The sequence below is a fragment of the Mycobacterium sp. genome (genome assembly GCF_036488105.1).
Lineage (GTDB): Bacteria > Actinomycetota > Actinomycetes > Mycobacteriales > Mycobacteriaceae > Mycobacterium.
On record NZ_DASXHW010000098.1, the window covers coordinates 1 to 8,525 of the forward strand.

An 8,525-nucleotide genomic window follows, 5' to 3' on the forward strand; every position below is an offset into this window, starting at 1 on the left:
CTCGAGGCGGGCAGCCTGCAAGCTGAATACCGGGATCGCTGATCGGCGATACCATCGCTTCATGTCGGAAACGCCGCCTGCAGGGCACCCATCGGCGCCCGGCCCCGCTGGATTTCCACCCGGGATGCCGCCACCGGGTCCGTGGGGACCTGTCCCGCCGATGGCAGTCAGCAGGCCCGCGCGGTGGCCGATGTTCGTCATGTTCCTGATCACGCTCGTCGCCGTGGGTGCGGCAATTGCGGCCTGGTTGCGCCCGCTCCCGCACGAGCCCTCCGCGAAGCCGGGGGCGCCCTCTTACAGCGAGCAGCAGGTGTCTGATGCGAAGTCGAACGTTTGCGCTGCCTACGAAAAGGTCCACCACGCGAGCGTTGCAAACTCAGGACGAACTGGCGGCGACGACCCGACCTCCCAACTCGCGGTAGCTATAAACGAGCGCCAAATCTACGAAGCGGGCAGCGCGTACCTGTTCACCACACTCGCTAACGAGCCGGCAACTCCAGCTGATTTGGCTGCCGCGGCTCGCAAGCTCGCCAATGTATTCCAGGCTCTGACGCTCGACAATCTCGCCTCGGATCCAGCTGTGCCTGAGCAAAATGCCGCGAATGAGACGGCGTTGACCATCCAAGGGCTGTGCAAATGATGCAGGTGGGTGGAGGGCTTGGCGGTGAATGGTCAGCGCTAATCGTCGGTCATCAATGGCCTAGCGATACCACAATCGCGGGCTTAAATGCGTGGATCGAGAATCGAGGGCAAATCGCTGAGGCGCATCATAATATCGCCGATTTGTTGAATTCTGCGAAAACTGGACCGCTTGCGGTGCAAGAAGGGAAAACCGCGGATTCGCTAGTACAGCTGTTTGACGAGGGTGAGCAGCTTGCTCGGGAGGTCGCCAATAAGAACGGCGTGAAGAAAGAATCTTACGCGACGGCACTGAGTAGTGTTCAAGATCTCAGAGGAAAGCTATCCGATATTGCCCAGCGCTACAACGAGGAAATTAGGAAGATCCTAGAGTCTAAAGAGCCTGCCGCGGCAAAGGTCCCCGAGATTCTCGCCGCAATCGGCAGGGGTCAACAGGAAGCAAACCTGGCCGCCGCCAATTGTGGCGGTGATATTGGCGATGCAGGCCAGCGCATTCTTGACCAAGAAGCGACTAGCCCGTCGTTTCGCCAATTCGCCAAAACCAACGGTATCGATATGAGCCAACTCTTCCGTTCACGCGACACCAACGGGCTTGAGCCAACTGTGCAGGGAATGCTGACCACCCAAGGCACTGCGGATGGCGGGGCTAGTGGTGCGGCGCTCGGGGTGAATCCGGCGGTGTCGAGTTTGCCAGGTGGTGCGGCTGGCGGTGGTGCGGTGCCTGGGGTGAATCCGGCGGTGTCGAGTCTGCCGGGTGGTGCGGCGCCCGGGGTGAATCCTGCGGTGTCGAGTTTGCCGGCTTACGGCGCAAGTAGTGGTACGTCAGCGGCGGTCAACCCATCTTCGCCAGGTTCGCTGGCGCGTCCGGCAGGTTATATGACTACCACGCCAGGGCTAGCCCCTCCTCCAGCGCCACCGGGCTCGCCGGGGCCCTCTGCACCACCGGGAGTGCCACCGACCACGTCGCCTGGCGTAGCACCCGTCGCACAAGGCAACGCCACTAACCCGGTGGCGGCTCCCGCGCCCAACCAAAGCCCGGTAGTGCAAGGTTTTGGCTCGAACCCGACGCCACCACCGCCGGTTCCCCAAGCTCTCCCGGTAGTACAAGGTTCTGGGCCGAATACCCCGCCGGGATTGTCGGCAACGGCTACGTCGGGCGCCATCTCGCCCCCCGCTCCTATGTCGATGTTCAATCCTGCCTACGGCGGCTTCCAAGGGGGGCCGCCGTCCGGTGCGTTGAACGCGGCGGGATTCCAGGGCATCGCCCCTCCCAGCATGGTGCCGGCCGAGTTTCCCCATCACCTTGAAGCAGGGCTGATGCCACCGGGCGCCGGCGGGATTCCACCCACGCCGCCGATCGCACCGCAGGTCCCACCGACGCCGGTGTCACCGACGACTGCGCCGACGGCCGGCTCGGGAGACTGGCATTCGGCGATCCCTGCTGAGCAGCCATCAACGCCGCAAGCGTCGTCACCGTCCTACAGTTCGCAAGCCGCGTCGCCTTCGACGAGTATGTCGTCGCCTACCAATCCGGGTTATATGTCGTCTACGACTGCACCGTCGACGTCCTATACCGGCGGTCCGCTGCCCACCTACGGCTCGGACCTGCGGCCTCCGGCCGCGTCCGTGCCGGCCGGGTCGCCGAGCCTTCCTCCGCCGGCGGCGTCCAACCCACCACCCGGACCAAGCTCACCATCAACCAACCCCGCAGCTGGCTCCGGCGGCAGTGTCGCACAGACCGGCGTGGTGCGTTCGGACTCTGCGACGGCGTCGTCGCAGCAGCCCGCGCCCATGGGCCTTGCGGGCAAAGCGGTTGGCGCCAGCGCGGTTGGAGCTGTGGCAGGCGCGGCTTCGGCGGACGCAACGGCGCGAATTCGATTGCAGCGCATTGTCGATGCGGTGGCTCGACAGGAGTCGCGGCTTGCCTGGGCTGCCGGCGATCGCCCGGACGATACGACCGTCCTGATCACCGACCTTGCCGACGGCTGGATCCCACCAGGCGTCGAAATCCCGTCCGTGGTCACGCTATTGGAACCTCGACGTCGGCGCGGCGACCTCGAAGCTCTGCTCGGCGAAGTCAAAACCGCTGTCATGCATACGCCTGACCGCTACGTGCCCGAAGAAGATGAGTCGGTGCCCACATCTCCGCGCCCGCGGCATGCGCCCGAGATCGAGGAATTGGGTTGGGAACTCAGCAGCGCCACCCACTGGCGCGACGGGTTGCCCCGTCTTGCACACACTTTGGCCAAAGCAGCATCTTCGGGTACTGGCGTGGACCCGTCCGAAGTGGAGCTGCTGCAGCAACAAATGCACAATGTCGGGGAGCGGGTGCTCGATGCTTATCCGGATGAGATTGACCCCAAACATCTTGGCAATTGGCAACTTCTGGCGGCGATCGAAGCCTTAATACGAGGTGATAGAGTCGGCGCTAATTACCACCTTGCTTGGTTCCAAGCGTGCATGACGAGCACGACCGGACCTCAACTTTAACGGGTCGACAATCGGCTCGTTGCTAGACGCGGCCTCGTCACTAGGAGGACGTCGCGACGGGCCTGTTCGCCATCAGATACTCGCTAATCGAAAGCTGAATACCGCGATTGGTGATCGGCGAAGCCTCCGCAAGTGAGCACAACCGGCACACTGGAGCCATGAGCCGCCGCCACGTCCAGCTGTTGACCCGCGCCGGCTGCACGATCTGCGACGGGGTCTACGCGCAGCTGAAGCAGCTCGCCGAGGAACTCGACTTCGACCTGTCGGCCACCGACGTCGATGCCGAAGCGGAAAAGGGCGACAGTGCGCTGAGAGCCGAGTTCGGCGACCGGCTGCCGGTGGTCCTGCTCGACGGCCGCGAACACAGCTACTGGGAACTCGACGAGCCCCGGCTGCGCAAGGATCTGGCCAACGGGTGACTTCGCAGTAAATTTGGTGGCCCATCAGGTAAGCGTCTACGGTGGACACCAGTCAATTCACTGGTGTTAGCAAGGGAGCAGGCCAGGTGATTCAGCCGTGAGCGTTCTGCTCTTCGGTGTGTCGCACCGCAGCGCGCCGGTCTCCGTTCTGGAGCAGCTCAGCACCGACGAGTCCGAGCAAGTCAAGATCGTCGACCAGATCATGCAGTCGCCGCTGGTGACCGAGGCCATGGTGCTCTCGACCTGCAACCGCGTCGAAGTCTATGCGGTCGTCGACGCCTTCCACGGGGGCCTGTCGGCCATCGGCCAGGTGCTCGCCGAGCGTTCCGGGATGACTGTGCCCGATCTCACCAAATACGCCTACGTCCGCTATAGCGAGGCCGCCGTCGAGCACCTGTTCGCGGTGGCCAGCGGCCTGGACTCGGCCGTGGTCGGCGAGGCGCAGGTGCTTGGCCAGGTCCGTCGCGCCTACGCGGCCGCCGAGGCCAACCACACCGTCGGCCGCGTGCTGCACGAGCTGGCCCAGCGGGCGCTGGCCGTCGGCAAACGTGTGCATACCGAAACCGGCATCGACGCCGCAGGCGCCTCCGTCGTCTCGGTCGCGCTCGGCATGGCCGACACCAAACTGGGCGGCCTGCAAGACAAGACCGCGGTCGTCGTCGGCGCCGGAGCCATGGGTGCCCTGTCGGCAGCCCACCTGACCCGGGCCGGCATCAACCGCGTCTATGTCGTCAACCGCTCGCTGCCCCGCGCGCAGCGGCTGGCCCGCAAAATCCGCGAATCCGGCGCCGCTGCTGAGGCATTGAGCATGGAGAACCTGGCCACCGCGCTGGCCGACGCCCACGTCGTGGTCAGCTGCACCGGGGCGGTACGCCCGGTGGTGTCGCTGGCCGACGTGCACAACACCCTGGCCGCCAGCCGCCGCGACGACGCCGACCGGCCGCTGGTGATCTGTGACCTGGGCATGCCGCGCGACGTCGACCCCGCGGTGTCCGGGCTGCCCGGCGTCTGGGTCGTCGACATGGACCGCGTGCAGCGGGAACCGTCGGCGCGGGCCGCCGCGGGCGACGCCGAGGCCGCGCGTCACCTGGTCGCCGCCGAAGTCGCCACCTACCTGGCCGGACAGCGGATGGCCGAGGTCACTCCGACGGTCACCGCGCTGCGCCAGCGCGCCGCCGACGTGGTCGAGGCCGAATTGCTGCGCCTCGACAATCGTCTGCCCGGCCTGGAAGCCGGCCAGAAAGACGAGGTGGCCCGCACGGTCAGACGCGTCGTCGACAAGCTCCTGCACGCACCCACCGTGCGGATCAAGCAGTTGGCCAGCGCTCCCGGCGGCGACAGCTACGCCGAGGCATTGCGCGAGCTGTTCGAGCTCGACCAGACCGCTGTTGACGCCGTTGCCACCGCAGGCGAATTGCCCTCTATACCAACAGATTCCGCTGAGTAACCGCTTGGTCGACGTGATCCGGATAGGTACCCGTGGCAGTTTGCTGGCCACCACCCAGGCCGGCGCCATTCGAGATGCGTTGCTGGCCAACGGTCACCAGGCCGAATTGGTGATCATCAGCACCGAGGGCGACCAGTCGTCCGAGCCGATCGCCGACATCGGGGTCGGCGTCTTCACCGCGGCGCTCAGGGAAGCCATCCACGCCGGCGAAGTCGATATGGCGGTGCACTCGTACAAGGACTTGCCGACGGCCGAGGACCCACGATTCGTGATCGCCGGCATCCCGCCACGTGAAGACGCCCGCGATGCCCTGGTGGCCCGCGACGGGTTGGTGCTGGGAGAGCTGCCGGCAGGCGCAATTGTGGGCACTTCCTCGCCCCGGCGGGCGGCACAGCTTAGAGCACTGGGTCTCGGTTTGGAAATTCGCCCCCTACGAGGCAACCTAGACACCAGGTTGAACAGGGTAAGCAGGGGTGATTTGGACGCGATCGTGGTTGCCCGGGCGGGTCTGACCCGGCTGGGACGTCTCGACGACGTAACCGAGACGCTGGAGCCGGTACAAATGCTGCCGGCGCCGGCTCAAGGGGCGCTCGCCTTGGAGTGCCGCGCCGGGGATTCCCGGCTGGCAGCACTGCTGGCAGAGCTGGACGACGCCGACACCCGCGCGTCCATCACCGCCGAGCGTGCCCTGCTCGCCGAACTGGAGGCGGGTTGTTCCGCGCCGGTGGGGGCGATCGCTGAGGTGGTCGAGTCCATCGACGAAGACGGCCGCGTCTTCGAGGAGCTGTCGCTTCGCAGCTGCGTGGCGGCGCTCGACGGATCCGACGTGATCCGCGCGTCCGGTATCGGCAGTCCGGATCGGGCACGAGAGCTTGGGCTCTCGGTGGCCGCCGAGCTGTTCGACTTGGGCGCACGGGAAGTCATGTCGAGCGCGCGGTAGCAACCCGCGCGCGAAAACGAGGTAGGAGCGACGATGACGACGCGAGGGCGTAAGCCGAGGCCCGGCCGCATCATGTTCGTGGGTTCGGGTCCTGGCGACCCGGCTCTGCTGACGACGCGGGCCGCTTCGGTACTGGCGAATGCCCCTCTGGTGTTCATTGACCCCGACGTGCCCGAGCCGGTGCTGGCGTTGATCGGCAAGGATCTGCCGCCGGTATCCGGGCCCGCGCCGGCTGAGCCGGCCGCACCCTCGGACAACGGAGCCGCTGAGGGGACTGGCACCGACGAACAATCCGCCGTGGTGACGGTCGGACCGGACATCCGGCCCGCCTTGGGCGACCCGGCCGAGGTGGCCAAGACACTGGTCAGCGAAGCCCGCACCGGGGTCGACGTGGTGCGCCTGGTGGCGGGCGACCCGCTGTCGGTGGACTCGGTGATCACCGAGGTGAACACCGTGGCTCGCAGCCACCTGCACTTCGAGATCGTGCCTGGCCTGTCCGCCAGCGACGCGGTGCCGACTTACGCCGGGCTGCCGCTCGGCTCGTCGCACACCGTTGCCGACGTGCGCGGCGACGTGGACTGGGGAGCCCTGGCCGCCGGCCCGGGCCCGCTGATCCTGCAGGCCACGTCCTCGCATGTGGCCGACGCGGCCCGCACGCTGATCGAGTACGGCCTGGCCGACACCACCCCATGCGTGGTCACGTCGTCGGGGACCACCTGCGCGCAGCGTTCGGTGGAGTCGACGCTGGGCGGGCTGACCGACTCGAACCTGCTCGTCAACGCAGACGGCGCCGCGCCGTCACCGGTGGTCGTCACCATCGGCAAGACGGTGGCCAACCGGGCCAAGCTGAACTGGTGGGAGAGTCGCGCCCTGTACGGCTGGACCGTGCTGGTGCCGCGGACCAAGGACCAGGCCGGCGAGATGAGCGAACGGCTGACCGCACACGGCGCGCTGCCGGTCGAGGTGCCGACCATCGCCGTCGAGCCGCCGCGCAGCCCCGCGCAGATGGAGCGCGCGGTCAAGGGTTTGGTTGACGGCCGCTACCAGTGGGTGGTGTTCACCTCGACCAACGCGGTTCGCGCGGTGTGGGAGAAGTTCGGCGAGTTCGGTCTCGACGCCCGCGCGTTTTCCGGCGTGAAGATCGCCTGCGTCGGGGAATCGACCGCCGACCGGGTGCGCGCGTTCGGGATCAGTCCCGAGCTGGTGCCCTCCGGTGAGCAGTCGTCGCTGGGTCTGCTGGACGAATTCCCGGACTACGACAGCATTTTCGATCCGGTGAACCGGGTGCTGCTGCCGCGCGCCGACATCGCCACCGAGACGCTGGCCGAGGGTCTGCGCGAACGCGGTTGGGAGATCGAGGACGTCACCGCCTACCGGACCGTGCGGGCAGCCCCGCCTGCGGCAGCCACCCGCGAGATGATCAAGACCGGTGGCTTCGACGCGGTGTGCTTCACGTCGAGCTCGACGGTGCGCAACCTGGTCGGCATCGCCGGCAAGCCGCACGCGCGCACGATCGTGGCCTGCATCGGCCCGAAAACCGCTGAGACCGCAGCCGAATTCGGTTTGCGTGTCGACGTGCAACCCGAAACCGCCGCGGTCGGTCCGCTGATCGAGGCGCTGGCCGAGCATGCCGCCCGGCTGCGCGCCGAGGGTGCGCTGCCGCCGCCGCGTAAGAAGAGCCGCAGGCGGTAGTCATGGCGATCGCCAGCGCGGCGAAGCCGGGCGCAGCGGGTCGCCGCACATGAGCGCCTTCCCCCGGCAGCGTCCGCGTCGACTCCGGTCGACTCCGGCGCTGCGCCGGTTGGTGGCGCAAACATCGCTGGAGCCACGGCATTTGGTGTTGCCGATGTTCGTCGCCGACGGCATCGACGAGCCACAGCCGATCGCCTCGATGCCCGGCGTGGTGCAACACACCCGCGACTCGCTGCGCGCCGCCGCGGCCGACGCGGTCACGGCCGGAGTCGGCGGCTTGATGCTGTTCGGTGTCCCGCGTGCCGAGGACAAGGACGCGGCGGGGTCGGCGGGTTCGGATCCCGACGGCATTCTCAACGTTGCGCTGCGCGACCTGAGCAAGGACCTCGGCGACGCGACCGTGCTGATGGCCGACACCTGCCTGGACGAATTCACCGACCACGGGCACTGCGGTGTGCTGGACGCGCGCGGCCGGGTCGACAACGACGCCACCCTGAAGCGCTATGTGGAACTTGCTGTTGCGCAGGCAGATTCGGGAACTCACGTGGTGGGCCCGAGCGGCATGATGGACGGCCAGGTGGCGGCGATCCGCGACGGTCTGGACGCGGCCGGTCACACCGACGTCGTCATCCTGGCTTACGCGGCCAAGTTCGCGTCGGCGTTCTACGGCCCGTTCCGTGAAGCGGTGGGCTCCAGCTTGTCCGGCGACCGGCGCACTTATCAGCAAGAGCCGGGCAATGCCCGCGAAGCGGTCCGCGAGGCGCAGTTGGATCTCGACGAAGGTGCCGACATCGTGATGGTCAAACCGGCGATGAGCTACCTCGACGTCGTCGCGGCCGTCGCACAGATTTCGCCGGTGCCCGTGGCCGCCTATCAGGTGTCGGGGGAGTACGCGATG

At 67.0% G+C, this 8,525-nt stretch carries 7 protein-coding genes and 1 pseudogene; 7 read left to right on the forward strand and 1 reads right to left on the reverse strand.

The genetic code is table 11. From position 1 onward, the window contains the following. Positions 1 to 201 (reverse strand): annotated as a pseudogene (locus VGH54_RS05225) (hypothetical protein); the annotation flags it as partial. Here VGH54_RS05225 and VGH54_RS05230 point away from each other — a divergent pair. From VGH54_RS05230 to hemB, 7 genes are all read left to right on the forward strand, one after another. Continuing rightward, on the forward strand, positions 191 to 640 hold the full coding sequence (locus VGH54_RS05230; RefSeq protein WP_331510876.1) for a hypothetical protein: 450 nt from the start codon (positions 191 to 193) through the stop codon (positions 638 to 640). The pseudogene VGH54_RS05225 and the gene VGH54_RS05230 sit on opposite strands and share 11 nt — an antisense overlap. Continuing rightward, complete coding sequence (locus VGH54_RS05235) at positions 637 to 3,129, forward strand: DUF5631 domain-containing protein (RefSeq protein WP_331510877.1); 2,493 nt, start codon at positions 637 to 639, stop codon at positions 3,127 to 3,129. Before VGH54_RS05230 ends, VGH54_RS05235 begins: the two co-directional genes overlap by 4 nt. A 158-nt stretch (positions 3,130 to 3,287) precedes the next feature. Then, positions 3,288 to 3,548 (forward strand): glutaredoxin family protein, encoded by a 261-nt coding sequence (locus VGH54_RS05240; protein WP_331510878.1) that lies wholly within the window; start codon positions 3,288 to 3,290, stop codon positions 3,546 to 3,548. A 97-nt stretch (positions 3,549 to 3,645) separates the two neighbouring features. Continuing rightward, a complete protein-coding gene (locus VGH54_RS05245) occupies positions 3,646 to 4,995 on the forward strand; it encodes a glutamyl-tRNA reductase (RefSeq protein ID WP_331510879.1) in 1,350 nt (449 codons plus the stop codon). A 13-nt stretch (positions 4,996 to 5,008) separates the two neighbouring features. Next, positions 5,009 to 5,935, forward strand: a complete 927-nt coding sequence (gene hemC / locus VGH54_RS05250) for a hydroxymethylbilane synthase (protein WP_331510882.1) — start codon at positions 5,009 to 5,011, stop codon at positions 5,933 to 5,935. Positions 5,936 to 5,968: 33 nt separating this feature from the next. Next, complete coding sequence (locus VGH54_RS05255) at positions 5,969 to 7,627, forward strand: bifunctional uroporphyrinogen-III C-methyltransferase/uroporphyrinogen-III synthase (protein ID WP_331510880.1); 1,659 nt, start codon at positions 5,969 to 5,971, stop codon at positions 7,625 to 7,627. 49 nt (positions 7,628 to 7,676) lie between these two features. Further along, on the forward strand, positions 7,677 to 8,525 hold an 849-nt coding region (hemB, locus tag VGH54_RS05260; protein ID WP_331510881.1), incomplete at its 3' end, for a porphobilinogen synthase.